This is a genomic window from Kitasatospora sp. NPDC004669 (assembly GCF_040609455.1).
GTDB lineage: Bacteria > Actinomycetota > Actinomycetes > Streptomycetales > Streptomycetaceae > Kitasatospora.
The window spans coordinates 1-25,429 of record NZ_JBEXKB010000003.1 but is presented as its reverse complement, the minus strand read 5'-3'; the positions used below and the strand labels follow the sequence as shown (position 1 = coordinate 25,429).

20 protein-coding genes and 1 tRNA gene are annotated in these 25,429 nt (G+C 72.2%); 15 read left to right on the top strand and 6 right to left on the bottom strand.

What is annotated here, in order from left to right; translation table 11 throughout:
• The first annotated feature begins 96 nt into the window (after positions 1–96).
• Positions 97–1,701, top strand: coding sequence for an MFS transporter (locus ABZW30_RS03670; protein WP_355669401.1), 1,605 nt, complete (start codon positions 97–99; stop codon positions 1,699–1,701).
• 73 nt (positions 1,702–1,774) lie between these two features.
• On the opposite strand, the gene aceE is transcribed toward ABZW30_RS03670, so the two are convergent.
• Positions 1,775–4,525 (bottom strand): pyruvate dehydrogenase (acetyl-transferring), homodimeric type, encoded by a 2,751-nt coding sequence (aceE, locus tag ABZW30_RS03665; protein ID WP_355669400.1) that lies wholly within the window; start codon positions 4,523–4,525, stop codon positions 1,775–1,777.
• Positions 4,526–5,042: 517 nt separating this feature from the next.
• Here aceE and ABZW30_RS03660 point away from each other — a divergent pair.
• The 5 genes from ABZW30_RS03660 (at position 5,043) to ABZW30_RS03640 (ending at position 9,008) form a co-directional block, all read left to right on the top strand.
• Positions 5,043–5,483, top strand: a complete 441-nt coding sequence (locus ABZW30_RS03660; RefSeq protein ID WP_355669399.1) for a DUF3052 domain-containing protein — start codon at positions 5,043–5,045, stop codon at positions 5,481–5,483.
• A 286-nt stretch (positions 5,484–5,769) separates the two neighbouring features.
• Positions 5,770–6,228 (top strand): peroxiredoxin, encoded by a 459-nt coding sequence (locus tag ABZW30_RS03655; RefSeq protein ID WP_355669398.1) that lies wholly within the window; start codon positions 5,770–5,772, stop codon positions 6,226–6,228.
• Between the two features lie 175 nt (positions 6,229–6,403).
• A complete protein-coding gene (locus tag ABZW30_RS03650; RefSeq protein WP_355669397.1) occupies positions 6,404–6,979 on the top strand; it encodes a TerD family protein in 576 nt (191 codons plus the stop codon).
• A gap of 206 nt (positions 6,980–7,185) precedes the next feature.
• Positions 7,186–7,764, top strand: a complete 579-nt coding sequence (locus ABZW30_RS03645) for a TerD family protein (RefSeq protein WP_355669396.1) — start codon at positions 7,186–7,188, stop codon at positions 7,762–7,764.
• 149 nt (positions 7,765–7,913) lie between these two features.
• Positions 7,914–9,008: a DUF475 domain-containing protein gene (locus ABZW30_RS03640; RefSeq protein ID WP_355669395.1), complete on the top strand. Its 1,095-nt coding sequence runs from the start codon at positions 7,914–7,916 to the stop codon at positions 9,006–9,008.
• Positions 9,009–9,158: 150 nt separating this feature from the next.
• Here the strand turns inward: ABZW30_RS03640 and ABZW30_RS03635 are convergent, their stop codons facing one another.
• Complete coding sequence (locus tag ABZW30_RS03635; RefSeq protein WP_355669394.1) at positions 9,159–10,316, bottom strand: DUF2637 domain-containing protein; 1,158 nt, start codon at positions 10,314–10,316, stop codon at positions 9,159–9,161.
• Positions 10,317–10,707: 391 nt separating this feature from the next.
• Here ABZW30_RS03635 and ABZW30_RS03630 point away from each other — a divergent pair, with 391 nt between their 5' ends.
• On the top strand, positions 10,708–11,460 hold the full coding sequence (locus ABZW30_RS03630; protein WP_355669393.1) for a Tellurium resistance: 753 nt from the start codon (positions 10,708–10,710) through the stop codon (positions 11,458–11,460).
• A 126-nt stretch (positions 11,461–11,586) separates the two neighbouring features.
• Here the strand turns inward: ABZW30_RS03630 and ABZW30_RS03625 are convergent, their stop codons facing one another.
• Positions 11,587–12,786, bottom strand: a complete 1,200-nt coding sequence (locus tag ABZW30_RS03625) for a TerD family protein (protein WP_355669392.1) — start codon at positions 12,784–12,786, stop codon at positions 11,587–11,589.
• A 352-nt stretch (positions 12,787–13,138) separates the two neighbouring features.
• On the opposite strand from ABZW30_RS03625, the gene ABZW30_RS03620 reads away from it, so the two are divergent.
• From ABZW30_RS03620 to ABZW30_RS03610, 3 genes are all read left to right on the top strand, one after another.
• Positions 13,139–14,332, top strand: coding sequence for an HpcH/HpaI aldolase/citrate lyase family protein (locus ABZW30_RS03620; RefSeq protein ID WP_355669391.1), 1,194 nt, complete (start codon positions 13,139–13,141; stop codon positions 14,330–14,332).
• An 87-nt stretch (positions 14,333–14,419) separates the two neighbouring features.
• Positions 14,420–16,906: a phosphoribosyltransferase gene (locus ABZW30_RS03615; RefSeq protein ID WP_355669390.1), complete on the top strand. Its 2,487-nt coding sequence runs from the start codon at positions 14,420–14,422 to the stop codon at positions 16,904–16,906.
• Entirely contained in the window at positions 16,906–17,790 is an 885-nt protein-coding gene (locus ABZW30_RS03610) for an HAD family hydrolase (RefSeq protein ID WP_355669389.1), read from the top strand. Before ABZW30_RS03615 ends, ABZW30_RS03610 begins: the two co-directional genes overlap by 1 nt.
• Here ABZW30_RS03610 and ABZW30_RS03605 read toward each other — a convergent pair.
• Entirely contained in the window at positions 17,787–18,005 is a 219-nt protein-coding gene (locus tag ABZW30_RS03605; RefSeq protein WP_355669388.1) for a zinc ribbon domain-containing protein, read from the bottom strand. The two genes, ABZW30_RS03610 and ABZW30_RS03605, sit on opposite strands and share 4 nt — an antisense overlap.
• A gap of 50 nt (positions 18,006–18,055) precedes the next feature.
• The gene (locus ABZW30_RS03600; protein ID WP_355669387.1) at positions 18,056–19,381 is read right to left on the bottom strand and encodes a hypothetical protein; all 1,326 of its coding nucleotides are present in this window, start codon (positions 19,379–19,381) and stop codon (positions 18,056–18,058) included.
• A gap of 309 nt (positions 19,382–19,690) precedes the next feature.
• Here ABZW30_RS03600 and ABZW30_RS03595 point away from each other — a divergent pair.
• Both ABZW30_RS03595 and ABZW30_RS03590 read left to right on the top strand, forming a co-directional pair.
• Positions 19,691–19,765, top strand: a tRNA-Val gene (locus ABZW30_RS03595).
• 290 nt (positions 19,766–20,055) lie between these two features.
• Positions 20,056–20,643: an HAD-IA family hydrolase gene (locus ABZW30_RS03590; RefSeq protein ID WP_355669386.1), complete on the top strand. Its 588-nt coding sequence runs from the start codon at positions 20,056–20,058 to the stop codon at positions 20,641–20,643.
• Here ABZW30_RS03590 and ABZW30_RS03585 read toward each other — a convergent pair.
• A complete protein-coding gene (locus tag ABZW30_RS03585) occupies positions 20,640–21,356 on the bottom strand; it encodes an SDR family oxidoreductase (protein WP_355669385.1) in 717 nt (238 codons plus the stop codon). The two genes, ABZW30_RS03590 and ABZW30_RS03585, sit on opposite strands and share 4 nt — an antisense overlap.
• 53 nt (positions 21,357–21,409) lie before the next feature.
• On the opposite strand from ABZW30_RS03585, the gene ABZW30_RS03580 reads away from it, so the two are divergent.
• The 3 genes from ABZW30_RS03580 to ABZW30_RS03570 all read left to right on the top strand — a co-directional run bounded on the left by ABZW30_RS03580 (position 21,410) and on the right by ABZW30_RS03570 (position 25,333).
• Positions 21,410–22,000 (top strand): MarR family transcriptional regulator, encoded by a 591-nt coding sequence (locus tag ABZW30_RS03580; protein ID WP_355669384.1) that lies wholly within the window; start codon positions 21,410–21,412, stop codon positions 21,998–22,000.
• Positions 22,001–22,013: 13 nt separating this feature from the next.
• Positions 22,014–22,718: a VIT family protein gene (locus tag ABZW30_RS03575; protein ID WP_355669383.1), complete on the top strand. Its 705-nt coding sequence runs from the start codon at positions 22,014–22,016 to the stop codon at positions 22,716–22,718.
• Between the two features lie 71 nt (positions 22,719–22,789).
• Positions 22,790–25,333 carry an ATP-dependent Clp protease ATP-binding subunit gene (locus ABZW30_RS03570; protein WP_355669382.1) on the top strand — a complete coding sequence of 848 codons (2,544 nt, stop codon included), beginning with the start codon at positions 22,790–22,792 and terminating at the stop codon, positions 25,331–25,333.
• Positions 25,334–25,429 lie beyond the last annotated feature (96 nt).

Sequence of the window (25,429 nt, the reverse complement as noted above, 5' to 3'; positions counted from 1 at the left end):
GTCGGCCGGGCACTCGTGGGGACGGGTGGGTCGTCGCAGCGCCACGACCATGTCCGCTCGGTTCCGATCTCCGTCGCACGCCCCGGAGGGCCCCAGATGAGCCAGTCCGTCGTCAAGAACTCCAAGGCGGACACACCGCCGCCGCCGAATCCACCGACCGGGGGAGGGCTCAAGGGGCACCCCTGGCTGACCCTGCTGACCGTCGCGGTCGGCGTGATGATGGTGGCCCTGGACGGCACGATCGTCGCCATCGCCAACCCGGTGATCCAGGAGAAGCTGCACGCCGCGCCGTCCGAGATCCAGTGGGTCACCAGCGGCTACCTGCTGGCGCTGGCGGTCTTCCTGATCACCGCCGGCAAGATCGGTGACCGCTTCGGCCACAAGAACACCTTCCTGGTCGGCGCGGTCGGCTTCGCCGCCACCTCGGCCGCGATCGGCTTCGCCGGCAACATCCAGACCGTGATCGCCTTCCGCGTCCTGCAGGGCCTGTTCGGCGCGCTGCTCCAGCCGGCCGCGCTCGGCCTGCTGCGGGGGGCCTTCCCGGCCGAGCGGCTCAACATGGCGATCGGCATCTGGGGCGGCGTGATCGGCGCCTCCACCGCGGCCGGCCCGATCGTCGGCGGCCTGCTGGTCGAGCACGTCAACTGGGAGTCGGTCTTCTTCATCAACGTCCCGGTCGGCCTGATCGCGCTGGCCCTGGGCCTGTGGATCCTCAAGGACGTGCGGGCCGAGAACGCCGCCAAGTCCTTCGACCTGCCGGGCATCGCGCTGCTCTCGGTCGGGATGTTCGCGCTGGTCTTCGGCATCATCAAGGCCCCCGCGTGGGGCTGGGGCGACACCAGGACGCTGCTGTTCCTGGGCGGCGCGGTGCTGCTGATGGTGCTGTTCGCGCTCTGGCAGGGCCGCGCGAAGGAGCCGCTGATCCCGCTCAGCCTGTTCCGCTCGGTGCCGCTGTCGGCGGGCGTGCTGCTGATGGTGCTGATGGCGTTCGCGTTCTTCGGTGCGATCTTCTTCGTGACCTTCTACCTGCAGAACGTGCACGGGATGAAGCCGGTCGAGGCCGGCGTCCACCTGCTGCCGATGACCGGCATGATGATCGTCGGCTCGCCGCTGGCGGGCATCGCGATCGGCAAGCTCGGTCCGCGGATCCCGATCATGGTCGGGATGCTGCTCACCACCGGCGCGATGGTCGGCATGTCCACCCTGGACACCGGATCCGGCACCGGCGTGATGTCGCTCTGGTTCGTCCTGATGGGCCTCGGCATCAGCCCGGTCATCGTCGGTGCCACCGAGGTCATCGTCGGCAACGCCCCGCTGGAGCTGTCCGGCGTGGCCGGCGGCCTGCAGCAGGCCGCGATGCAGGTCGGCGGCAGCCTCGGCACCGCCGTGCTGGGTGCGCTGATGGCAGCCAAGGTCGGCGACGTGCTGCCCGGCAACTGGGCCAAGGCCGGTCTGCCGCCGGTCGAGGGCCCGCAGGCCGAGGACCTCAAGCAGGCCGCCCAGCTCGGCATCGCCCCGCCGGCCCCGCCCGGTACCCAGCAGCAGGCGGTGGACGCGATGGCCGGCGCCGTGCACCAGTCCTTCGTCAGCGGCATGTCGCTCGCCTTCGTGGTGGCCGCCGTGGTGGCCTTCGCCGCCGCCCTGCTCGCCCTGCTCACCCGCCGCGGCAGCACCGACGCGGGCCCGGCCGTGCACATCTGATCAGGTTCGGAAGAGGAAACCGAAAGGGCCGGACCCCGCGAGGGGTCCGGCCCTTTCAGGTACTAGCCGGTGATCAGGCGTCGCCGCCGGCGGCGCCCGGGTCGGCCGCGGCCACGTCCAGCAGCTGGTAGCGGTCGATCGCGTCCTTCAGCGCCGAGCGGTCGATCTTGCCCTGCTTGGCGAGCTCGGTGAGCACCGCCAGGACGACCGACTGGGCGTCGATGTGGAAGAAGCGACGGGCCGCGCCACGGGTGTCGGCGAAGCCGAAGCCGTCGGCACCCAGCGACTGGTACTGACCCGGCACCCAGCGGGCGATCTGGTCCGGCACCGCGCGCATCCAGTCGGACACGGCGACGAACGGGCCCTCGGCGCCCTGGAGCTTCTGGGTCACGTACGGCACGCGCTGCTGCTCCTCGGGGTGCAGCAGGTTGAACTCCTCGGACTCCACCGCCTCGCGGCGCAGCTCGTTCCAGGAGGTCGCGGACCAGACGTCGGCCTTGACGTTCCACTCCTCGGCGAGGATGCGCTGGGCCTCCAGGGCCCACGGCACCGCCACACCGGAGGCGAGGATCTGGGCCGGGATCTGGCCGGCGACGCCCGGCGCGTACTTGTGCAGACCCTTGAGGATGCCGTCGACGTCCACGTTCTCGGGCTCGGCCGGCATCTTGATCGGCTCGTTGTAGACGGTGAGGTAGTAGAACACGTCCTCGCCGTTCGGGTGCTCGGCGCTGGAGCCGTACATCCGACGCAGACCGTCCTGGACGATGTGCGCGATCTCGAAGCCGTACGCCGGGTCGTACGCGACGACGCCGGGGTTGGTCGAGGCCAGCAGGTGCGAGTGGCCGTCGGCGTGCTGCAGGCCCTCACCGGTCAGCGTGGTGCGACCGGCGGTGGCGCCGAGCACGAAGCCGCGGGCCAGCTGGTCGGCCATCTGCCAGAACTGGTCGCCGGTGCGCTGGAACCCGAACATCGAGTAGAAGACGTACACCGGGATCAGCGGCTCGCCGTGGGTCGCGTAGGACGAGCCCGCGGCGATCAGCGAGGCGGTGCAGCCGGCCTCGGAGATGCCGTCGTGCAGCATCTGGCCCGTCGGCGACTCCTTGTAGGCCAGCAGCAGGTCGCGGTCGACCGACTCGTAGGTCTGGCCCAGCGGGTTGTAGATCTTCGCCGACGGGAAGAGCGAGTCCATGCCGAAGGTGCGGTACTCGTCCGGCGCGATCGGCACGAAGCGGTTGCCGATGCCCTTGTCCCGCATGAGGTCCTTGAGCAGCCGGACGAACGCCATGGTGGTGGCGATCGTCTGGTTGCCGGAACCCTTCTTGACCGCCTTGTACGCGTCGTCGCCCGGCAGCTCCAGCTTGCGCGGGCGCACCTTGCGGGTCGGCACGTAGCCGCCGAGCTCCTGGCGGCGGTCGTGCATGTACTGGATCTCTTCCGAGTCGCGGCCCGGGTGGTAGTAGGGCGGGTAGCCCTCTTCGAGCTGCTTGTCGGTGATCGGCAGGTGCAGCCGGTCCCGGAAGCGCTTCAGGTCCTCGACCGTCAGCTTCTTCATCTGGTGGGTGGCGTTGCGGCCCTCGAAGTTGGGGCCCAGCGTCCAGCCCTTGACCGTCTGGGCCAGGATGACCGTCGGCTGGCCCTTGTGCTCGCGGGCCGCCTTGAACGCCGCGTAGATCTTCTTGTGGTCGTGGCCGCCGCGACCCAGGTACTGGATCTGCTGGTCGGTCATGCTCTCGACCATGGCGCGCAGGCGCAGGTCGCCGCCGAAGAAGTGCTCGCGGATGTAGTCGCCGGACTCGGTGGCGTAGGTCTGGAACTGGCCGTCCGGGGTGGTGTTCATCTTGTTCACCAGGACGCCGTCGCGGTCCTGTGCGAGCAGCGGGTCCCAGCTGCGGTCCCAGATGAGCTTGATCACGTTCCAGCCGGCGCCCCGGAACTGGGACTCCAGCTCCTGGATGATCTTGCCGTTGCCGCGGACCGGACCGTCCAGACGCTGCAGGTTGCAGTTGACCACGAAGGTCAGGTTGTCCAGGCCCTCGCGGGCGGCCAGCGACAGCTGGCCGAGCGACTCGGGCTCGTCCATCTCGCCGTCGCCGAGGAAGGCGTACACGTGCGAGTCGGAGGTGTCCTTGATGCCGCGGTGCTCCAGGTAGCGGTTCATCCGCGCCTGGTAGATCGCGCCGAGCGGGCCGAGGCCCATCGAGACGGTCGGGAACTCCCAGAAGTCCGGCATCAGCCGCGGGTGCGGGTAGCTGGACAGGCCGTACGGGGCCTTCGACTTCTCCTGGCGGAACGCGTCGAGCTGCTGCTCGCCCAGTCGGTCCAGCAGGAAGGCGCGGGCGTAGATGCCGGGGGAGGCGTGACCCTGGAAGAAGATCTGGTCGCCGGACTCGCCCTCGGCGTCCTTGCCGCGGAAGAAGTAGTTGAAGCCGACGTCGTAGAGCGACGCGGAGGAGGCGAAGGTGGCGATGTGGCCACCGACGCCGATGCCCGGGCGCTGCGCCCGGGAGACCATGACGGCCGCGTTCCAACGGGTCGCGTTGAGGATCTTGCGCTCGATCTCCTCGTTGCCGGGGAAGAACGGCTCGTCCTTGGTCGCGATGGTGTTGACGTAGTCCGTGCTGCGCATCTCGGGCACGGCGACACGCTTCTCGCGGGCGCGCTCGATCAGCCGCAGCATCAGGTAACGGGCACGCTCACGCCCCCGCTCGTCGATGGCCGCATCGAGCGACTCCAGCCATTCCGCGGTCTCCTCGGGATCGAAGTCCGGGACCTGACTCGGAAGGCCGCCAATGATGATCGGGTTGCGATCGGATCCGGAAGCCACGCTGTTCCTTCACTGTCGGTCGAAACTGAGGTGTGTCGCGCCGCCTCCATCGTGCTACCGCGCTCGGAGATCCGTCATCTCTACCGATCGGTAACCGTTCCGCCTGGTGGGCGGGCCGGTCTGGTGGCGCACGGTGCGGGCGTCTTCGTCCGCTCCGAACACCCCCGGGTGTTACGAAAAGAGGTGGTCCGACCTGGTGTCCCCTCCGCCCGATGGCGGGCGGCCGGGGTGAGGGCCAACAGGAGACTCTACGCCCGCGCATGCGCGGACCCCGAATGCCGTTCGCATCTCGGGCACACGTACGGCCTGTGGGCCGGGACCACCCGAAGCATCCTTGTCTCACGCAGAGAAGGGCAAATCGGTGTGATTCCCGACACGTCGACCGGCGTGTCCCGCTGCGACACGTCAACCTTTGGAGGGGATCGGCAGTCGGGTACTTGCGCGAACCGCCGCGCCCGTGTGGACTACGGCCACAGCCCCGGCATGGACGCCGGGCCGAATACTGGAGGTTATTCCCGTGAGCGCGACCGCGGACCCCGCGGACAAGTCCAACCCGGCGACCCGTCTCGGCTTCGAAGAGGGCCAGATCGTCCAGGAGCTGGGGTACGACGACGACACTGACCAGGATCTCCGCGAGGGCATCGAGGAGATCACCGGGACGGATCTTGTCGACGAGGACTACGACGACGTCGCGGACGCCGTCCTGCTGTGGCACCGCGACGACGACGGGGACCTCACCGACTCCCTCGTCGACGCCCTGGAGTACCTGGCCGAGGGCGGTCTGATCTGGCTGCTGACGCCCAAGACCGGCCGCGACGGCCACATCGAGGCCTCCGACGTCGCGGACGCGGCGAAGACCGCCGGCCTGTCGCAGACCAGCTCGATCGCGATCGCCAAGGACTGGGCGGCCACCCGCCTGGCCACCAAGTCCACGGCCAAGCAGCCCAAGCAGCGCTGAACGGGCCCCGAGCCCCGCGCCGGGCCCCGTCGGAGCACTCCTCCGGCGGGGCCCGGCGCTTTTCGCGTGACGGCCCCGTGTTCCGCGTGACGGCCCCGTTCCGTGTGACGGCTCCCGTGCGCGGCTCGCGGCGGGGTCGTTCGGGCCGAGGCTGTTCGCCGAGGGCGAAAGGGCTGGGCCGCCCGGCGGCACGGGTCATCCGTTCGGCCGAACGTCCGTAAGCGGATGCGAGGATGTGCCCTGCCGCGCCGCCGCGTGGCCCGGTCGCGTCAGAAAGGTCCCGCTCATGGCCATCGAGGTCGGCACCCCGGCTCCGGACTTCCGGCTCAGCACCCAGCACGGGGAGACCGTCCGGCTGGCCGACTTCCGCGGCGACAAGCACGTGGTGCTGGTGTTCTACCCGTTCGCCTTCACCGGCGTGTGCACCGGCGAGCTGGGCGCCATCCAGCGGGAGCTGGCCGGGCTGCAGAACGACGGGGTCCAGGTGCTCGGCGTCTCCTGCGACTCGCAGTTCAGCCAGCGCGTCCTCGCCGACCGGGAGGGCCTGGAGTTCCCGCTGCTCGCCGACTTCTGGCCGCACGGCGAGGTCGCCCGGGCCTACGGCGTGCTGGACGAGGAGAAGGGTTGCCCCCTGCGCGGCACCTTCGTGATCGACAAGGCCGGCACGGTGCGCTGGAGCGTCGTCAACGGCCTCCCGGACGCCCGGGACGAGCAGGAGTACCTGAAGGTCCTCGCCGCCCTCTGAGGCCCCCGGCCGGGCCTTCGGAGGTGTGTCGGCCCCGTTCGGAGGTGTGTGCGGGAACCGGGCACTACGCTCGGGCCGTTGGCGGGTGGGGCGTACGTCCGTTTCCGGCGGGTGGGCGCCTCGAACCGCACCACCGCGGGGGCACCAGCCGTGCCTCCCGATTCTTGGAGGACACGTGGGAGTCAGCCTCAGCAAGGGCGGAAACGTCTCGCTCACCAAGGAGGCCCCCGGGCTCCAGGCCGTCGTGGTCGGCCTGGGCTGGGACGTCCGGACCACCACCGGGACGGACTTCGACCTGGACGCCAGCGCGCTGCTCTGCAACGACCAGGGCAAGGTCGCCTCGGACGGCAACTTCGTGTTCTTCAACAACCTGAAGAGCCCGGACGGCTCGGTCGAGCACACCGGCGACAACCGCACCGGCGAGGGCGAGGGTGACGACGAGGCGATCAAGGTCAACCTGGCCGGCGTCCCGGCGGACGTGCAGAAGATCGTCTTCCCGGTGTCGATCTACGACGCCGAGAGCCGTGGCCAGAACTTCGGCCAGGTCCGCAACGCGTTCATCCGCGTGGTGAACCAGGCCGACAGCTCGGAGCTGGCCCGCTACGACCTCTCCGAGGACGCCTCCACCGAGACCGCGATGGTCTTCGGCGAGCTGTACCGCAACGGCACCGAGTGGAAGTTCCGCGCCATCGGCCAGGGCTACGCCTCCGGCCTGCGCGGCATCGCCCAGGACTTCGGCGTCAACGTCTGAGTCCCCGTAGGCGCACGGCTTCCGCGCCGAACTCCCGGGGCGGCCCCGGACCTTCGAGGTCCGGGGCCGCCCCGGCTTCGTCGGGGTCCGCCGCGCTGCGAGGATGTGAGTTCAGGAAGTTCAGCCGGCCAAAGCGGGCCGGCCGGGGCCGCGGGGGATTACACCTGTAGGGCGCGCCCCGGGAGAAGCAAGGGAGGAAGAACAGCATGGTGGTCACGCTCGCCAAGGGCGGGAACGTCTCGCTCACCAAGGCCGCGCCGAACCTGACGCAGGTCCAGATCGGCCTCGGCTGGTCCGCCCGTTCGACCACGGGCGCACCGTTCGACCTCGACGCGAGCGCCCTGATCTGCGGTAGCGGGCGAGTGCTCGGTGACGAGTACTTCGTCTTCTACAACAACCTGAAGAGCCCCGAGGGCTCGGTGGAGCACCAGGGCGACAACCTCGTGGGCGGCGACGAAACGGGTGACGACGAGCTGATCCTGGTCAACCTGGAGCTGGTCCCGGCGCAGGCCGACAAGGTGGTCTTCGCGGTGTCGATCTACGAGGCCGAGGCCCGGTTGCAGAACTTCGGCCAGGTCCGCAACGCCTACATCCGGGTGGTCAACTCCCTCGACGGCCAGGAGATCGCGCGCTACGACCTGTCCGAGGACGCGTCCAGCGAGACCGCGATGATCTTCGGCGAGCTGTACCGGTACGCGGGCGAGTGGAAGTTCCGCGCAGTGGGCCAGGGCTACGCCTCCGGCCTGCGCGGCATCGCGCTCGACTTCGGCGTCAACGTACAGTAAGGGCATAAATCGGACTTATCGCACCCGACTAACGATCATGAGAACAGAGGGCAGTGCGGGGGTGACCTGACCGGGTCCCGGCCCGGTCAGGCGTCTCGGGACGAGGCCGACCCCGGCACGGCCAGAATCCCGAAAGGTAGCCAACTCCCGTGTTCCTCCGCACATTCGGCTGGTCGTTCGCGATCACCGCCATCGGCCTGATCGCGGCCGGACTGCTCTGGGGAGCTCAAGGCTTCGGCATCGTGCTGATCCTCTCCATCCTGGAGATCTCCCTCTCCTTCGACAACGCGGTGGTCAATGCCACGGTGTTGAAGCGGATGAACCCGTACTGGCAGAAGATCTTCCTGACGGTCGGTGTCCTCATCGCCGTCTTCGGTATGCGGCTGGTCTTCCCGCTGCTGGTCGTCGGCCTCACCGCGAAGCTCAACCCGGCGACGGTGATCGACCTCGCGCTGCACTCCGACAAGACCCATGACGGCCTCACCTACGGCCAGTACCTGGAGGCGGCCAACCCGGCCATCGCGGCCTTCGGCGGCGTCTTCCTGCTGATGATCTTCCTCGACTTCGTGTTCGAGGAGAAGGAGCACAACTGGCTGAGCTGGCTGGAGCGGCCGCTGGAGAAGGTCGGCAAGCTGGACGCCCTGTCCACTGTCGTCGCCCTGGTCGCGCTGGTGCTGGCCTCCCGCTTCTTCGCCGCGGAGCACGCCGAAACCGTTCTGCTGGCCGGTGTGCTCGGCCTGATCACCTACCTCGCGGTCGGCGGACTCTCCTCGATCTTCGAATCGGGCCTGGAGGCGGAGGCCGAGCGCGAGGAGGAGGCCGAGAAGGCCGGCAAGTCGGTCGTCCAGGTGGCGGGCAAGGCCGCGTTCTTCCTGTTCCTCTACCTGGAGGTGCTGGACGCCTCGTTCTCCTTCGACGGCGTGGTCGGTGCGTTCGCCATCTCCAGCGACATCTTCCAGATCACCCTGGGCCTCGGCATCGGCGCGATGTACATCCGCTCGCTCACCGTCTTCCTGGTCCGCAAGGGCACCCTGGACGACTACGTCTACCTGGAGCACGGGGCGCACTACGCGATCGGCGCGCTGGCGGTGATCCTGCTGGTCGGGATCAAGTACCACATCCCGGAGATCGTCACCGGGCTGATCGGCGTCGCCTTCATCGGGCTGGCGCTGGGCTCGTCCGTCCTGCGCAACCGGCGCGAGGGCGCGGCGGAGGAGAAGGAACTGGTCGCCAGCGACCAGTAGTCGCCGGGCTGATCCCCTGCGGGCCGGGCGCCCGCCGGGCAAGCGCAACGGCCGCCCCCGGGGTTCCGGGGGCGGCCGTTCGCGTTGCCGTCCGGGCGTTGCCGTTCGGGCGTTGTCGCCGGGGCCTTCGTCGTTACCGGGGCGCCGGGATCAGCCGAGCTGCTGCTCGATCGCGCGCAGCTTGCGCTCCAGCGAGTCCAGCTTCGGCATCGACAGGGTGTCGTCGTCGGCCGTCAGGTCGACGGTCGAGCTGCGACGGGTCGAGACGGAGTCGCTCGTCGACGGGGAGTACGTCGAGGACGAGTACGTCGAGGAGGAGTAGGAGGAGCTGACCGAGGCCCGCGGGCGGCGGCCGGCGTCCAGGGCGGACGGCTCGAACGAGTCGAGGGCGAACCGGTCGGTGGAGCTGTTCGTGGTGGAGGTGGCGCTGTCGTCCCTGGCGGCTAGGGCAGGCTCCGTAGCGCTCGGGCCGTCTCCGGCCGCCGTGAGCGCGGGGACCTGACGCCCGCCGCGGGCCCGGGCGAGCATGCCGCCCTGGCGGGAGATGGCCTTCAGCTCGGCCCGCTCGCGGCGGTCGGCGGTACGGGCGCGGGCCTTGGCGTCCAGCTTCGCCTGGCGCTCCTCGCGGACCTCGTCGACCGCCTCGTCCAGGCTGCGGACGTTCTCCAGCAGCATCAGCGACCAGGCCGCGTAGGTCTCGCGCGGGGCGCGCAGCCAGCGGACGATGCGGATCTGCGGCAGCGGGCGCGGGACGAGGCCCTGCTCGCGCAGGGCGGCCTTGCGGGTCTGCTTCAGGGCGCGGTCGAACAGGATCGCCGCCGAGATCGACATGCCGGAGAAGAACTGCGGGGCGCCGGCGTGGCCGAAGCCGCGCGGGGCGTGCACCCAGTTGAACCAGGCCGAGGCGATCGCGAACACCCAGACCAGCAGGCGGGAGCCGAGCGCGGCGTCACCGTGGCTGGCCTCGCGGACGGCGAGCACCGAGCAGAACATCGCGGCGCCGTCCAGGCCGAACGGGACGAGGTACTCCCAGCCGTTGGCCAGGCCCAGGTTCTCCTTGCCGAAGCCGACCAGGCCGTGGAAGGAGAGCGCGGCCGCGACACCGGCGCAGCAGAACAGCAGGGTGTACGAGGAGATCCCGTAGATCATCTCCTTGCGGCGGCGGCGCTCCTCGCTGCGCTCCCAGGAGTCACCCGCCTCGTCCTTCTTCAAGTTCTTGAAGCGCAGCGTCGCCATCAGGACGGCGACGAACAGCAGGGCTGCGCCGCCGACGACAGTCCAGACCAACTGTATGGAGGTCAGGTTCATTGCGGGTCGGGCCTCGGGTTTCCGCAGGGGACAGGTTCACAATGCGACACAGGCGGTCAGGTCCAGCCGTGCGGGCACTGTCTGACGGTTCGTTCGTCTCCGCACGGCGTGCCCACCGCGCCCGCGCAGGGGCGGAGGGGACACCTGTGCGGCTAGACGATATCGCGTCCGAAGGGGCGGCATGTTACGGGAGGGCGGCTTCCTCGGGCCAATCGGCCCACCGGTTGGCGTCGGGGGTGGGCGTGAACGGCCCTGCGGGGTAGGGGAGTGGGGAGTTCGGGTATCGGTCGGCCGGGTCGATGCCCGATCATGGACCGGTCGATCGTCGACCGGCGGATCGTCGATCGGTGGATCGTCGGATCGCCGCACGGAGGCAGGGGGAGAGGACGGGATGGTCTCGATCTGGGAGTACCTGCGCGGGGACAAGAGCTACACCTTCGACAACCCGGGCGCGCAGCACAAGGTCACACTCACCAAGTCGGCGCCGCAGCACGCGATCACCGGCTCGGCCGCCACCACCGGCTACCTCTACGTCAACCTGCACTGGACCATGCGCTCGGGCGCCGTCCGGCCGAGCACCCGGGAGACCGTCAAGCGCTTCTTCAGCCCCCGGATCCTGAGCCCGCTGGAGCCGGACTCGCCCGGGAGTAACGAGCAGCTGAACGTCGACCTCGACCTGGCCTGCATGTACGAGCTCACCGACGGCACCCGGGGCGTGGTGCAGCCGCTCGGCGGCTTCTTCGGCGACCTGCGGGAGCCGCCGTACATCAAGCTCAGCGGCGACGACCAGTACGGGGCGCCGTCCGGCGAGACGATGTACGTCAACCTGGAGAAGAAGGACAAGTTCAAGCGGCTGCTGGTCTTCGTCTACATCTACGACGGCACCCCGGCCTTCGAGCAGACCCACGCGGTGATAACGATCGTGCCGCAGACCGGCCCGCGGATCGAGATCAAGCTGGACGAGCGGGCCCGGGCGGCGCGCTCCTGCGCCGTGGTGCTGATCGAGAACGCGGGGGACAACCAGCTGACGGTGCGCCGTGAGGTGCGGTACGTCAACGGGTTCCAGGCGGACATCGACCGGCTGTACGGGTTCGGGATGCAGTGGCAGCGGGGGTACAAGGGCCAGCCGGGGGGCGGGGACTGAGCCTTCTCCCCCTCGGCGGGGCCGTGCCGAGGCGGCCCCGCCGTCCGGCGGGCGGCCGCCGACGGGGCGCTGCGGTCGGCGGGGTCCTGTGGTCGGCGGGGTCCGGCGGCGGGGCTGGAACTGCGGCTAGCGGGGCTGGAACTGCGGGCCCTGCGGCGGGAGGGCGAACTCCTCGACGTCCTGTGCCGGGGGCTGCGGCGGTACCGGCGGCTGCTGGCCGGTGCCGGGCTGGTAGTTGGCGCCGGGGTGCTGCTGCGGCGGGACGGTCGGCTGCTGTTGCTGGGGGTAGCCGTAACCGGTGCCCGGCTGCGGGGTCGGCGGCGCGGGCGGGTACGGCTGGGCGGGCTGCGGGTAGCCGTAGCCGGTCGCGGGCTGGTGCTGCGGGTAGCCGTACCCGGTGCCGGGCTGCGGCTGGGGGTAGCCGTACCCGGTGCCCGGCCGGGTCGGCGGCGCGGGTGGGGCCGGCGGGACGTTCGGGGGCGCGGTGGGCGGAGCCGTCGGCGGGGGCGTCATGGCCGGCGGGGCCGTGGGCGGCGGGGGGGTCGGCTGCGCCGCGGGGCCGCCCGCGGCCGCTGCCGGGCTGGTCGTCGGGTGCTGCGGCTGCGCCGGGGGCTGGGGCGTCGGGACGGCGGGGGACAGCGTGAAGGTGCCCGGCTCGGGCTGGGGCGTCGGGCGCCGCTCCGGCAGCGGCGTGGCGCGCGGGTCGACCGCGCCGGTGGGGCTGGCGGTGGAGACGGGGGCCGGGGTCGGCGTCGGCTCGGGCGCGGCGGTCTCCGCCTCGTCGTCCACGGTGATGCCGAAGTCGGTGGCCAGGCCGATCAGCCCGGAGGTGTAGCCCTGGCCGATCGCCCGGAACTTCCAGGCCCCGTTGCGCCGGTAGAGCTCGGCCGCGACCAGTGCGGTGACGTTCTCGGCGTCGGCGATCGCGAACTCGGCGACCGGGGGCGCGCCTTCACCGGTCGCGGCGTCGAACAGCAGCAGCCGCAGTCCGGGGACGGCCCGGAACGGTCCGCCCTCGGAGGAGCCGGCCAGCACCACCCGGTCCACGTCGGCGGGCAGCTTGGCGAGTTCGATCTCGACCGTGTCGATGATCTCGGCGCCGCCGGAGGTGTGCTGCTTGGGCAGGTGGCGGACGAGTCCAGAGGGGTGGCGCGGCTGGTTGTAGAAGACGAAGTCGGCGTCCGAACGGACCCTGCCGTTGGCGCCGAGCAGCAGCGCGGACGCGTCCACGTCCGGCGCACCGGGCGTGGCGCTCCAGCGCAGCACGGCGCGGACCGCCGCCGCCGGCAGTGCGATGTTGGCGCCCTTGGCCATCACGTGCGTCATAGCGGACCATCCTGCCTGTTCGCCACCCCTTCGGACAACGTGACCGGGACCGCCCTGGCGGGGGCGGACTTTGCCAAGACTTGCGCCGGATCGAGGTTTGTCGTCACCTTCCACGCTCTCCTCGCCGTGATTGCGAGTGATCATCCGGTGATCGTTCAAGCGGACCCCGAGGTTCCGGGATGTTCCGGGAGTTCAGTGCCCGGGAACCGGGAACGGCCGGAAATCGTCCGTACGATGGGCGCTCGAAAGGCCCCCGGGGGTTCGGCGGAGGGGAGTCCGCCGGCGGTGCCTCCAGGTGAAACGCCCAGGTAGAACCGCTGGCCGGAGGCCGTCCACCCTCGAGGAGAGCACCTTGCGCCATTTCGGCCACCTCGCCGACGACGTCCGCGCCCGGCTGTTCCTGGAGCAGCCGCGGGCGTTCACCGCGGACAGTGAGCCCGCGGTGCTCGCCACCGCCCTCGGCGGCACCCTCTACAGCCCCGCCACCAGGCCCGTTCTGGCCTCCGACATCCGAAAGCAGGCCGCTCGGGGCGTGGTTTCGATGGTGCTGTGCCTGGAGGACGCGATCGCCGACCACGAGGTGGACGCGGGGGAGCGGAACCTGGTCGAGCAACTGACTGACCTGGTTCAGGATTTCACCGACTGCGCACAGGATCACCCACTGCTCTTCATCAGGGTTCGTACGGCCTCCCAGATCCTCGACCTGTCCGAGCGGCTCGGCCCGGCCGTCTCGCTGCTCAGCGGCTTCGTGCTGCCCAAGTTCACCCCCGAGGGAGGCGGCGCCTACCTGGCCGCGCTCACCGCCGCCGAGGCCGCGACCGGGCGACGGCTGTTCGCCATGCCCGTCCTGGAATCGCCCGAACTCGCCCACCTGGAGAGCCGGCGCGAGCAGCTCTTCGGCATCGCCGAGCTGCTCGCCGGGCACCGCGAGCGGGTGCTCGCCGTCCGGCTCGGCGTCACCGACCTCTGCTCCGCCTACGGACTGCGCCGCTCGCCCGACCTCACCGCGTACGACGTGTCGCTGGTCGCCTCGGTGATCGGCGACGTGGTCAACGTGCTCGGCCGGGCGGACGGCACCGGCTACACCGTGACCGGGCCGGTCTGGGAGTACTTCCCGGTGCAGGAGCGGATGTTCAAGCCGCAGCTGCGCCGCACCCCGTTCGCCGCCTCCGGCGGCACGGCCCGGGCCTCCGGGGAGGAGGTCCGGCGCCGGATCATCGAGCACGACCTGGACGGGCTGATCCGCGAGCTCGAACTCGACCGGGCCAACGGCCTGCTGGGCAAGACCTGCATCCACCCCAGCCACGTCCCCGCGGTGCACGCGCTCTCCGTGGTCACACACGAGGAGTACTGCGACGCCCACGACATCCTCCGCCAGGAGCAGGCCGGCGGTGGGGTACTGCGTTCGGCGTACACCAACAAGATGAACGAGGCCCGGCCGCACCGCGCCTGGGCGGAGCGGGTGCTGCTGCGGGCGGAGGTGTTCGGCGTGGCCCGGGAGGACGTGAGCTTCGCGGAGCTGCTGTCGGCCTGCCTGTGCGGCTGACCGCCACCTGAGCGCGTGATGAGACCTGAGCGCGTGATGAGACCTGAGCACGTGATCCGACGAGCACCATCGAAGGCGGGACCGGCAGTGACGACAGCACAGCAGACATGGACCGGGCGCTGGGTCGCCGACCGGGCCGGGATAGCGCTGACCGGATCGGAGCGCCTTCCCGAACTCGTCGGCCTGGCCCTGCGGTCCGGCAACCCCCGGCGCGCCCACCTGCTGGTCTCCAGCGTGCTCGGCAAGCACGTCCCGCAGCGGCCGGCGGTGGTGCACGGCACCGGGCTGGAACTCGGCCGCCGGGTCCGGGAGCTGCTCGGCGCCGAGGCGGCCGCCCGGGTCGTCGTGCTCGGCTACGCGGAAACCGCCACCGGCCTCGGCCACAGCGTCGCCGACGGCCTGGACGCCCCGTATCTGCACTCCACCCGCCGGCCGGTCCCCGGGATCGCCCCGCTCGGCGGCTTCGAGGAGGAGCACTCGCACGCCACCGCCCACCTGCTGCTCCCCGCCGACCCCGTGCTCCTCAGCGGGGACGGTCCGCTGGTGCTGGTGGACGACGAACTCTCGACCGGCCGGACGGTCCTCAACACCATCCGCGAACTGCACGCCCGCCACCCGCGCGGCCACTACGTGGTCGTCGCCCTGGTCGACCTGCGCTCGGCCGAGGACCGGGCCCGGCTCGCCGGGGCCGCCGCCGAACTCGGCGTCCGGCTGGACGTGGTGGCCACCGCCAGCGGAGCCGTCGAGCTGCCCGGGGACATCGTCGAGCGGGCCGAGCGGCTGATCGCCGCGGCGCCCCCGGCAGTCGTACCGCCGACGGTCGCCCCCGCCCCGCTGGTCCGGGTCGCGCTGGACTGGCCCGCCGGGCTCCCCGACGGCGGCCGGCACGGCTTCACCGCCGCCGACCGCGCCCGGCTCGACGCCGTACTGCCCTCGCTGGCCGAGCAGTTGGCCGAGGCGCTGCCCGAGGCGGCGGAGCGGGTGCTGGTGCTCGGCTGCGAGGAGCTGATGTACGCGCCGCTGCGGCTGGCCGACGCGCTCGCCGCGCGGCTCGGCGGCGACCGCGTCCGGTACTCCACCACCACCCGCTCGCCCGTTCTCGCCGTGGACGACCCCGGCTACGCCATCCGCACCCGGCTGGCCTTCCCCGCCCACGACGACCCGCAGGACGACGCCTCCCGCGAGCGCTACGCCTACAACGTCGCCCCCGGTACCGACCCGGCCCGGCGCTTCGACGCCGTGGTGCTGGTGGTGGACGACGTCGCCGACACCCCCGCGCTGCACCGGGGTGAGCGCGCGCTGCTGGGCCAACTGCGGCAGGTCGCCGACCGGGTGGTGCTCGCGGTGCTGCCCTCGCACCGGCCGGTGCCGTCATCGTCGTCGCTGCCGTCGCGGCCCTTGTCTTCGCTTTCCTTGCCGTCGCTTCCCTTGCCTTCGCCGCTGTACGGGCCGGAGTTCTCCTCGTACCGTCCCGAGGAGGTTGCCTGGCTGCTCAAGGACCTCTCCGACGTCCGGCTCGAAGCCCCCACCGAGGAGCGGGAGGAGGCCGTCCAGAACGGCGGCGCGCACTACGCCGAGTCGCTGCCGGTCGAGTACCGGCCCAGCCCCGAGTACCAGGAGCTGTTCCACCAGGCGCTGCGCGGCTCCGCCGAGCGGATCGCGCTCGCCGTCGGCACCGTCGCCGAGACGCTGCTGCGCGAGCGCGGGCCCGGGTTGGTGCTCGCCTCCCTGGCCCGGGCCGGGACACCGGTCGGCGTCCTGATCCGTCGCTGGCTGGGCTTCGCCCACGACCTCGACGTCCCGCACTACGCGGTGTCGATCGTCCGCGGCCGGGGCATCGACCCGGTCGCCCTGCGCTACCTGGCGGCCCACCACCGGGCGGCGGACGTGGTGTTCGTGGACGGCTGGACCGGCAAGGGCGCGATCACCCGCGAACTCGCCGACGCGCTGGTCGGCACCGGCTTCGACCCGGACCTCGCGGTGCTCGCCGACCCGGGCCGCTGCGTGCGGACCTACGGCACCCGGGACGACTTCCTGATCCCGTCGGCCTGCCTCAACTCCACGGTGTCCGGGCTGGTTTCGCGCACCGTGCTGCGGGCCGGGCTGATCGGTCCCGAGGACTTCCACGGGGCCAAGTACTACGCCGAGCTGGCCGGCGGCGATGTTTCGGCGGCCTTCCTGGACACGGTGGCCGCCTGTTTCGCTTCGGTTCGCGGCTCCGCCGTCGAGGGGGCCGAGCGGCTGGCCGCCGACCCGGACCGGACGCCCGACTGGGCCGGCTGGGCCGCGGTGGAGCGGATCAGCGCCGAGTACGGGATCGACGACGTCAACCTGGTGAAGCCCGGCGTCGGCGAGACCACCCGGGTGCTGCTGCGCCGCGTCCCCTGGCGGGTGCTGGCCCGGCGCGGCGCCGGCGCCGATCTCGACCACGTACGGCTGCTCGCGGCCCAACGCGGCGTCGTGGTCGAGGAGGTGGACGGACTGCCGTACACCTGCGTCGGGCTGATCCACCCCCGCTACAGTCGGGGCGCGACCGGGGCGAGTGGTCGGGCCGTGACGGGGAGGGAGTCCTGATGGGTGGCGCGGCTGAGGGAGCCCTGAGGGGCGGTGTGGTCGAGGGAACCCTGAGGGGCGGCGCGGCCGAGGTGCTGGTGGCCAGCGACCTCGACCGTACGCTCATCTACTCGGACCGCGCCCTGGCCCTGGACGTCCCCGACCGGCTGGCGCCGCGGCTGCTCTGCGTCGAGGTACTGGACGGGCGGCCGCTGTCCTTCCTGACCGAGCGGGCGGCCTCGCTGCTGGAACGACTGGCGGGCGAGGCCGCCTTCGTACCCGCCACCACGCGGACCGTCGAACAGTACCGGCGAGTCAACCTGCCCGGTCCGACGCCGAGTTACGCGATCTGCGCGAACGGCGGACAGCTACTGGTGGACGGCGAGCCGGACCAGGACTGGCGTCGCGAGATCACCGCGCGGATCGCGGCCGGCTCGGCGCCGCTGGAGGAGGTGGTCCGCCACCTCGCGCTGTGCGCCGACCCCGAGTGGACGCGTAAACGGCGGGTGGCCGACGAGCTGTTCACCTACCTGGTGATCGAGCGCGACCGGCTGCCGGACGGCTGGCTGGCGGAGCTGGCCGGCTGGTGCGCCGAACGCGGCTGGCGGGTCTCGCTGCAGGGACGGAAGGTGTACGCCGTGCCGGAGCCGCTCGGCAAGAGCGCCGCACTCGCCGAGGCCGTCCGGCGCAGCGGTGCCACCACCGTGCTGGCCGCCGGTGACTCGCTGCTGGACGCCGACCTTCTGCTCGCCGCGCACGCCGCCTGGCGGCCGGGACACGGCGAGCTGGCCGACAGCGGGTGGACCGCCCCCGGCGTCACCGCCCTCGCTGAGGTGGGGGTGGCGGCGGGGGAGGAGATCGTCCGTCGGTTCCTGACCGCTGGCGGCCGACCGCCTACGGACTAACCGCAGCAGCCGCCGCCGCAGCAGCCGCCCCCCGCGGGCTGTTGCGGTGCGGCGCCGGCGGCGCCGGCGGCACCGGTCACGGCGACGGTGGACAGCAGCTTCACCGTGTCCTGGTGGCCCTCCGGGCAGACGGCGGGGTCGTTGGCCTGCGCCATCGGGCGGCTGAGCTCGAAGGTGGCGCCGCAGGAGCGGCAGCGGAAGTCGTAGCGTGGCATACCGGCAGGGTACCGATGGGCGCTGTGGTCGGTGGCCTGGTTGCCGGTGTTCATCGATGGCCGAGATCGCCGCGGATCATCCCGATCACCTGCGCCGCCGTCCCCCGTACCGCCGCCAGCTCGGTCAGGAAGTGCCAGTAGTCGGGGTGCCGGCCGGCCGCCTGGAGGGTGGCCAGCGCGCGGTCCAGCCGGGCCACCGCCTCGTCCAGCGGGGCGGCGTGCCGCGGATCCGGCGCGCTGCGGCCCGCCATCGCCAGGCGCTGGGCGTCCCGGACGGCGAATCGGGCGCGCTCGATCTCCCGGTTGGGGTCGTGCTGCACCTCGTTCAGTTGGCGCAGCCGGTCGTTCACGGCCAGCACCGAGCCGTCCGCGGTCTCCAGCAGCGCGCGGACCGTACCGATCGCGGCCGTGGCCTCCGTCCAGCGCTGCTCGTCCCGGGCCCGGGCGGCCTCGGCGAGCTTGCGCTCGGCGGCCCGGCCGGTCTCGGCGACCTGCTCGGGCACCCGCTGGAGGTCCTGCCAGCAGGCCGTGCTGAACCGGCGGCGCAGCTCGCTCAGCGCGGGCTCGACCGTCGCCGCCTTGGTCTCCAGCGCCTGGATCCGGGTCCGCAGGCTGGACACCCGCCGGTCGAGCTCCCGGGCCCGCTCCGGCAGCTGCGCGGCGTCGGCGGTGACCGCTTCGGCGCGCTGCCGCACCTCGTCGGCGCGGCGCAGCGTGGCGGCCACACCGTGCCGGGCCGGGCCCTCGTTCAGCCGCCCCAGCTCGGGGGCCAGCTCGGCCAGCCGGGCCGCCAGGTCGTCCGCCCGCAGACCGGCGCCGCGCACCTCGTCCAGCGTGGTGGTGGCCTGCAGCAGCGCGCGCTTGGCCTGCTCGACCGCCGGGGTGACCCGCATCAGCTGCTGCTCGGCGTGCTGGAGGGTCGGCTGCAGACGGCGCAGGAAGTCGTTCAGCTCGGCGCGGGCGGAGCCGAGCTGGCCCTTCACGTCCTCCAGCAGGCGCCGGGCCTGGGCGGCCGAGCCGGCGTCCAGCGCCTCGCTGTCGAGGTCATGGGCGTCCAGGGCGGCCAGGTAGTTCACGGTGACCTGCTCGACCCGGCCGGAGATCGCCGGCAGCTCGGCCAGCGCGCGCTGCGCCGTCGCGTCGTCCTCGGCGGCCCGGACGGTCTCCACCGCGAGCCTCACCTCGCGCTGCGTCTCGTCCAGCTCGTAGAACGCCTCCTGCGCCGCGGCCCGGGCCTCCTTGGCCTCCGCCCGCACACCCTCCCCGCCACGTCGGCCCCACCAGCCGCCACTGCCGGCCGACGCCAGCGCGACCGCCCCCAACGCGCCCGCCAGCGCCACCGGCAACGCCAGCGCATCCCCGACGGCCCCCGCCATCCGACGCCGCCCCCGCCGCCCGCTCCCGCCGGCCACCGCCACTGCGTGCTCCCTGCTCCGACTACCCGCTGATCCGCGCCCATTCTCCCCGATCCGCCCCTCGCGAGGGCACCTCGGGCCTGTGCCTTCCCCGGCATGCCCGCCTCCTGCGTGGCGGGCCCCGTCCCGGCGCTTCCGGCCCGCCCCCGCGGGCGCCGCCCGCGCCCTTCACAGAGCCCACCCGGCCCCCGCCCGTCCGCCCGTGCCGCGACCACCCCCCGGGACCAGGTACCCTAGGCACTCGTCGTGCGCCCATCGGGCCACGTACGGGGGCGCGTAGCTCAGTGGTAGAGCGCTGCTCTTACAAAGCAGATGTCGGCGGTTCGAAACCGTCCGCGCCCACCAGCGCAAATGCCCCGCAGCGATCACGCTGCGGGGCTTTTGACTGCAACGGCCGACGGCAACCGCTGATGTCGGTCCGCCCGACGCCGCCTCTTCAGCAGGCGGTCCATGTAGCCCAAGGCCTCCCGTCGGGTCTCCTCGGAGACGTGCGTGTGGACGTTCATGGTCACGGCGATCTGCGAGTGCCCCAGGATCTCCATCACCACCCCCCGCGACGCCGCACCCCCGGTGGTCGGGGGTGGCGATCTCGGTGGTAGGGAAGTGGGGTGACTACCAGGGCGTTTGATGCGGTGTTGTGTGATGTGGACGGCGTGATCCGGTTCTTCGACGGGGCCGGGGTGGCCGCGTTGGAACGGGCGGCGGGGGTGGGGGTCGGGAGTACGGCGGCGGTCGGGTTCGCGCCGGAGAACGACCGGCCGTTGTTGCTGGGGCGGATCAGTAAGGCGGAGTGGGTGGAGTCGATCGCCCGCGGGTTGACGGGGCGGGTGCCGCAGGGGGCGGCGCGGGGGTTGGCGGAGGCGTTCGCGAACTCGCCGTTCTGGGCGGACGAGGTGGTGGTGGAGCTGCTGCGGCGGGTGCGGGAGCACTGCCGGGTGGTGCTGGTGACCAATGCGACGGTGTGGTTGGACGAGGACCTGGCGCGGATGGGGCTGACGGATCTGGCGGACGAGGTGGTCAACAGTTCGCGGGTGGGCAGTGCCAAGCCGGAGCGGCGGATCTACGAGATCGCCGCGGAGCGGGCCGGGGCCGCGCCGGAGCGGTGCCTGTTCGTGGATGACCGGCAGGAGAACGTGGACGCGGCGGTGGCCTTGGGGATGGCCGGGGTGCTGTACCGGGGGCCGGAGGATCTGCGGCGGGCCTTGGCGCCGGTGCTGAACTAGCGGGTGGTGTGGGCGCCGCCGTTGAGGTGGAGGGTCTGGCCGGTGAGGTGGCGGGCGCCTGGGGAGGCGAGGAAGTGGACGGTGCGGGCGACGTCGGCGGGGGTGCCGGGGCGGTTGGTGTGGGTCTCGGCGATGAGGGCGGCGCGGCGTTCGGGGGTCATGGCGCCCTGGAAGAAGCCGGTGTCCTCGATGTAGCCGGGGGAGATGACGTTGGCCGTCACGTCGAGCGGGCCGAGTTCGGCGGAGAGCGCGGAGTTCCAGGCGGCGAGTGCGGCCTTTGACGCGCCGTAGGCGCCGCCGCGGCGTTCGGCGCCGAGCGAGCCGATGCTGATGACGGTGCCGCCGGGGACGAGGGCGGGCCGTAGGGCGGTGGTGGTGAGGACGGCGCCGAGCAGGTTCTGGGCCAGGTTGGCCTGCCAGTCGGCGAGGACGGCGTCGAGCGGCGGGAGGTCGGCGGGGGCCGGGGTGGGCAGGCCGCCGGCGGCGTTGACCAGGACGTGCAACTCAGGGACGCGGTCGGCTAGTTCGGCGACCTGTCGGGGGTCGGTGGCGTCGCACGGCACGCCTTCGACGGACAGTTCGGCGGCAGCCCGCTCGACGGTGTCGCGGTGGCGGCCGGTGATCAGTACGCGGTCGCCGTCGGCGGCGAAGAGTTCGGCGGTGGTGCGGCCGATGCCGCTGGTGCCGCCGGTGATCAGGACGGTGCGGGCCATGGGTTTCTCCCCGGGATGTATGTTTAGGTCTAAACGTAGCGGAGGTGTCAACGGTGTCGGAAGCGGTGGCCGGCGGGGCGGCGGAAGCGACGGTCGAGGTGACGGCGGCTCAGATCGCCGAGGCCTGGCGGCGGGAGCGGCCGGGGACGCCCACCGACTCGATCGGGATCGTCACCCCGGTCTGGTGGCTCGCCAAGCTGTTCACCGACGACCGGGCCCGGGCCCTGCGCGCCGCGGGGATCGACGCCGCGACGCTCGACCTGCTCTCCGTACTGCGCCGATCGGGTGAACCGTACGCGCTGACCACCCGTGAACTGGCCCGGCGCACCCTGGTCACGGCGGGGGCGATCTCGCAGCGGGTGGCCCGGGCCGAGGCGCAGGGGCTGGTCGTCCGCAAGCCCGGGGAGCCGGCCGAGCACGGACGCCGGGCGGTGGTGGTGTCGCTCACGGCGGCCGGGCACGTGCTGGTCGAGCAGTCCGTGGACGTGGTGCTGGGCCGGGAGGCGCGGCTGGTCGACGGCCTGTCGGAGGCGGAGCGCGCGACCCTGGCCGGCCTGCTGGAGAAGCTGTTGGCCGATGTACGGCTGCGGGTGGCGGGGCCGGAGGGGCCGGGCGAGGATCGGGGGGACCGTACGGACCCCTGAGAGCGGTGGGCGGATGGCGGAGCAGCCGGGGGAGACCCGGGCGGAGCTGTCGGCGCGGCTGAACTGGCTGCGGGCGGCCGTGCTGGGCGCCAACGACGGCGTGGTCTCCACGGCCGGGATCGTGACCGGGGTGGCGGGCGCGGCCGGTTCCCGTACCGCGCTGCTCGCGGCGGGGGTGGCCGGGCTGCTGGCGGGGGCGATGTCGATGGCGGCCGGCGAGTACGTGTCGGTCAGTACCCAACGGGACACCGAGCGGGCCGCGTTGGCCAAGGAACAGCGGGAGTTGGCGGAGGACCCGGAGGGCGAGCTCGACGAACTGACCGACTACTACCGGGACAGCGGGCTGACCGACGGCCTGGCCCGGGAGGTGGCGGCGGCGCTGACCGAGCGGGACGCGCTGGCGGCCCACGCGCAGACCGAACTCGGCATCGACCCGGAGGCGTTGACCAACCCGTGGGAGGCGGCGCTGGCGAGCGCGGCCGCGTTCACGCTGGGCGCGCTGGTGCCGCTGCTGGCGGTGATGCTGCCGCCGGAGTCGTGGCGGCTGGGGGTGACGGCGGCCGCGGTGGTGCTCGCGCTGACCTTCTCGGGCTGGACCAGCGCCCGGCTGGGCGGGGCCGCGCCGGGGCGGGCGGTGGCGCGCAACGTCGCGGGCGGGCTGCTGGCGATGGCGGTGACGTACAGCGGGGGCGTGCTGCTGGACCGCATCACCGGCTGATGCGCTCGACAGGCGGGTGATCGCGGCCTGTGTTTGTGTGGCTGCAAACCGCTTGGGAGAGGTGAAGCGCCGTGACCATACCCCCGTTCGGATCGAACGACCCGTTCTCCGACCTGCTCAGCCGGTTCTTCGGGATGAGCCCGCTGGCATCCCCGCCCGCTGTGCAGCGGGTGCCGATCGGGCGGTTGCTCAGCGAGTCCTCGCAGGAACTGCTGGCGTTCGCCGCACAGCGCGCGGTCGAGGACGGGGGCAGCGATCTCGACACCGCGCACCTGGCGTGGGCGGCCACCCGGGTGGAGCCGTCGCGGCGGATGCTGGAGCGCGCGGGCATCGACCCGGACCGGCTGTCCCGGGACCTGGAGCAGGCGCTGCCGTCCGGGAGCGCGGAGTCGCCGGGCGGGCGGCCCGCGCTCACCCCCTCGGCCAAGCGCGCGTTGCTCGCCGCGCACGCCCGTTCGCAGGCGGTCGGTGCCTCGTACATCGGGCCTGAGCACATCCTCGGCGCGCTGCTGGAACAGGAGCGTTCGGGTGCGGGTACGGCGCTGCGCAACGCGGCGCCCTCGCAGGAGGCGCTGAAGTCGGTACTGGAGGGGCGCGGCACCGGCGGGGAGCGCAGCAGCGCGGGCGCGCACCCGAGCGAGACGCCGACGCTGGACGAGTACGGGCGGGACCTCACCGAGGAGGCGCGTTCGGGCCGGCTGGACCCGGTGGTGGGGCGGGCCGAGGAGATCGAGCAGACCGTCGAGATCCTCTCCCGGCGGACCAAGAACAATCCGGTGCTGATCGGCGAGCCGGGCGTCGGCAAGACCGCGATCGTCGAGGGGCTGGCGCAGCGGATCGTCTCCGGGGACGTGCCGCGGAGCCTCGGGGAGAAGCGGGTGGTCACCCTCGACCTGACCGCGCTGGTGGCCGGCTCCAAGTACCGGGGCGAGTTCGAGGAGCGGCTGAAGAACGTGATCGACGAGGTCACGGCGGCCGAGAAGAGCGTGATCCTGTTCCTGGACGAGCTGCACACCGTGGTCGGCGCGGGCGGCGGCGAGGGCTCGATGGACGCCGGCAACATCCTCAAACCGGCCCTGGCGCGCGGTGAGTTGAGCGTGGTCGGCGCGACCACGCTGGACGAGTACCGCAAGCACGTGGAGAAGGACGCGGCGCTGGAGCGCCGCTTCCAGCCGGTGCTGGTGCCCGAGCCGAGCGTCGAGGAGACGATCGAGATCCTGCAGGGGCTGCGCGACGCGTACGAGGCGCACCACCAGGTGCGGTTCAGCGACGAGGCGCTGGACGCGGCGGCAACGCTCTCCGACCGGTACGTCAGCGACCGCTTCCTGCCCGACAAGGCGATCGACCTGCTGGACCAGGCCGGCGCGCGCGTGCGGCTGCGCAGCCTCAGCGGCTCCACCGGGGCGACCTCGGTGCAGGACCGGATCACCAAGCTGAAGCGGGAGTTGGACGAGGCCGTCGCGGACGAGGAGTTCGTGCGGGCCGCCAACCTGAAGACCGAGCTGCGGCAGACCGAGGACGAGCTGGCGGCGATCGCCGAGTCCCGGGAGGAGGTCGTCGACGTGACGGCCGACGACATCGCGCAGGTGCTGTCCTCCCGGACCGGCATCCCGGTCGCCGAGCTGAACGCGACCGAGAAGGAACGGCTGCTCAAGCTGGAGGAGCACCTGCACGAGAAGGTGATCGGCCAGGACGAGGCGGTCGGCGCCGTCGCCCAGGCGGTGCGCCGCGGCCGGGCCGGGATGGGCGACCCGGAGCGGCCGACCGGCTCCTTCCTCTTCCTCGGGCCGACCGGTGTCGGCAAGACCGAGCTGGCGAAGGCACTGGCGGCGCTGCTGTTCGGCGACCCGGACCGGATGATCCGCTTCGACATGAGCGAGTTCCAGGAGAAGCACACCGTCTCCCGGCTGGTCGGCTCCCCGCCCGGGTACGTCGGCTACGAGGAGGCCGGGCAGCTGACCGAGGCGGTGCGCCGCAAGCCGTACAGCGTGCTGCTCTTCGACGAGGTGGAGAAGGCCCACCCGGACGTCTTCAACCTGCTGCTCCAGGTGTTGGACGACGGACGGCTCACCGACTCCCAGGGGCGTACGGTCGACTTCCGCAACACCGTGGTGATCATGACCAGCAACATCGGTTCGCAGCGGATCCTGGACCACTCCGGGAACGTCGACCAGATCAGGGACGACCTGATGCGGGACCTGCGCCGGCAGTTCCGGCCGGAGTTCCTCAACCGGATCGACGAGGTGATCGTCTTCCACGCGCTCACCCGGAAGGACCTGGTGTCGGTGGTCGACCTGCTGCTGGATCGCACCCGGCGCCGGCTCCGGGCGCAGGACGTGGGGCTGGAGGTCACCGAGGCGGCCAAGGAGTTCCTGGTCAACCGCGGCTACCAGCCGGAGTTCGGGGCCCGACCGCTGCGCCGGACGATCCAGTCGGAGCTGGACAACCGGATCTCCAACCTGCTGCTGGACGGCACCGTCCGGGAGGGGGACACGCTGATCGCGGACATGAGCGACGGGGAGCTGACGGTGACGCTGGCGCGGCCGGAGGCGTCGGCGACCTCCGCGGAGGCGGAGGAGAAGGCGCGGGCCGCGGCAGCTGCCGCCGGGAGCTGACCCCGCCCGTGCCGGGGACCGGCGGGGGGGGGGGGGGGGCCCGCCGGCGGGGACCCCACCCCCCCCGCGGGGGCGGCGCCCGGGGGGGGGGGGCGG

What these genes read in the sequence shown, in the direction of transcription:
- ABZW30_RS03670 (WP_355669401.1), top strand. Translation starts at nt 97, where the DNA reads ATGAGCCAGTCCGTCGTCAAGAACTCCAAGGCGGACACACCGCCGCCG.
- ABZW30_RS03655 (WP_355669398.1), top strand. Translation starts at nt 5,770, where the DNA reads ATGGCCATCGAGGTCGGCACCCCGGCTCCGGACTTCCGGCTCAGCACC.
- ABZW30_RS03645 (WP_355669396.1), top strand. Translation starts at nt 7,186, where the DNA reads ATGGTGGTCACGCTCGCCAAGGGCGGGAACGTCTCGCTCACCAAGGCC.
- ABZW30_RS03635 (WP_355669394.1), bottom strand. Translation starts at nt 10,316, where the DNA reads ATGAACCTGACCTCCATACAGTTGGTCTGGACTGTCGTCGGCGGCGCA.
- ABZW30_RS03575 (WP_355669383.1), top strand. Translation starts at nt 22,014, where the DNA reads ATGGCGGAGCAGCCGGGGGAGACCCGGGCGGAGCTGTCGGCGCGGCTG.
- ABZW30_RS03605 (WP_355669388.1), bottom strand. Translation starts at nt 18,005, where the DNA reads ATGCCACGCTACGACTTCCGCTGCCGCTCCTGCGGCGCCACCTTCGAG.
- ABZW30_RS03625 (WP_355669392.1), bottom strand. Translation starts at nt 12,786, where the DNA reads ATGACGCACGTGATGGCCAAGGGCGCCAACATCGCACTGCCGGCGGCG.
- ABZW30_RS03630 (WP_355669393.1), top strand. Translation starts at nt 10,708, where the DNA reads ATGGTCTCGATCTGGGAGTACCTGCGCGGGGACAAGAGCTACACCTTC.
- ABZW30_RS03600 (WP_355669387.1), bottom strand. Translation starts at nt 19,381, where the DNA reads ATGGCGGGGGCCGTCGGGGATGCGCTGGCGTTGCCGGTGGCGCTGGCG.
- ABZW30_RS03585 (WP_355669385.1), bottom strand. Translation starts at nt 21,356, where the DNA reads ATGGCCCGCACCGTCCTGATCACCGGCGGCACCAGCGGCATCGGCCGC.
- ABZW30_RS03610 (WP_355669389.1), top strand. Translation starts at nt 16,906, where the DNA reads ATGGGTGGCGCGGCTGAGGGAGCCCTGAGGGGCGGTGTGGTCGAGGGA.